Origin of the sequence: Paenibacillus sp. FSL R5-192 (genome assembly GCF_000517845.1) — a bacterium.
Lineage (GTDB): Bacteria > Bacillota > Bacilli > Paenibacillales > Paenibacillaceae > Paenibacillus > Paenibacillus amylolyticus.
Window position 1 is genome coordinate 1 of sequence record NZ_ASPR01000018.1, and the last position, 1548, is coordinate 1548.

The following is a 1548-nucleotide window of genomic DNA, read 5'->3' on the forward strand; positions in this document are numbered from 1 at the left end:
TTTTCGTATTATCAGGTTAGCCAGTAATTACTGGTTGGCCTTTTTTTGTGGTCGTTTTACGATGGGGGAAGCCGGGAGAACGTGGCGGTTTTAGGGGCTAGGACCTCGTAACAAAAACAGTTCTCCCACGACCTCCAAAAGACCATGTTTGGGCTGGTAGGGGCAGCTGACCCCGTATAACAAGCGAAGCTATGGGTTTGGAACCATCGTGGAAAGGACCGGCGAAACGAAAGATAAGGAGTGAGAACATGGAACCTGTTGTTGGTGTAGATGTCGCTAAAGGTTCAAGTGTGATACAGGCGTTTCAAAAACGAAATGAGCCCGTTGGTAAAGCTATCGTCATTGAGCATGTTGCGAATGGATTCGAACAATTTACGGAGGTGTTAGGGGCCCTTCAAGCCGAAACGGGTGTTGCTCCAGTGGTTGTTTTGGAGGCGACTGGGCATTACCATCGTGCCTTGGTGTCCTGTCTGAATCGGAGTGGCTATACCTACTACATTGTGAATCCCTTGCAATCCAAGCGAGCGAAGGGAACGCAGTTACGCAAAGTTAAAACAGATGCTGCAGATGCTTGGCATCTGGCAGAGATGTACTATCGCGGCGACGTGAAGCCGCATCGAAATTGGGATGAGACGTTTACAGAGCTACAGCATTTGACTCGGCAGCATGAGTTTGTCACGGGAATCTTTGTGCAGGCGAAGCTGAACAGCAGAGCCTTGCTGGAGCAAGTTTTTCCGACGTATGAGCAGATATTTTACAATGTGTTTTCAACAACATCATTGACGGTGCTGTCTCATTGTTTGGAGGGAAGTGTGACGAATTGGAATGAAGTCATTCAGGGTAATTCGGGACGATCCCATTCCAAGCGATGGACCAATGAAAAAGCGAGAAAACTGGAGGAAGTACTGGATGAATGGAGAGAAATTCGGCATAGCCCCGCTCAAAGCAAGGCACTGCTCGGAATGGTCTCTTTATTGTTGACGATGATTCGGCAACTGGAGCAACTCGAAAAACAAATGGAGGAACTTGCAGAAAATCTGCCTGAAGTCGGACTGGTGAGAAGTATCCCGGGAATTGGAACGAAACTGGCCGCAGCCATTGTAGCTGAACTAGGTGATGTGAAACAGTTTAGTGATGCGAAGCAACTTGTAGCGTTTGCGGGCCTTGACCCAGGGATTTTCAGTTCAGGAAAGTTCACAGCGACAAGTACACGAATTACGAAACGAGGCTCTAAAAGGCTCAGACGTTCACTATATTTAGCGGTGCAATGTGGAATGCGAAAGAATGCGAATGCAAGAATCCGTTCGTACTACGAGAAAAAAAGAAACGAGGGCAAGCCCTACAAGGTGGCCGTGATCGCCTGCGCAAACAAGCTGTTACATCACATTTTCGCCATCTTGCAGAAAGGCCAGCCCTACCAAGTGTAATCCATATTTAACCAAAACCTCCATACCCGTGGAGGTTATTCGTGTTGGTCGGAAAAAGTATACCACGAAAAGAGAACTCATCCAACCAGAAATGCTTGACAAACATTAGCTGGTTTTTGTT

General features: G+C 47.4%; 1 protein-coding gene. It reads left to right on the forward strand.

The window, feature by feature from the left end; genetic code table 11:
* The first annotated feature begins 248 nt into the window (after positions 1 to 248).
* A complete protein-coding gene (locus C161_RS16735; RefSeq protein ID WP_036671582.1) occupies positions 249 to 1427 on the forward strand; it encodes an IS110 family transposase in 1179 nt (392 codons plus the stop codon).
* Positions 1428 to 1548 lie beyond the last annotated feature (121 nt).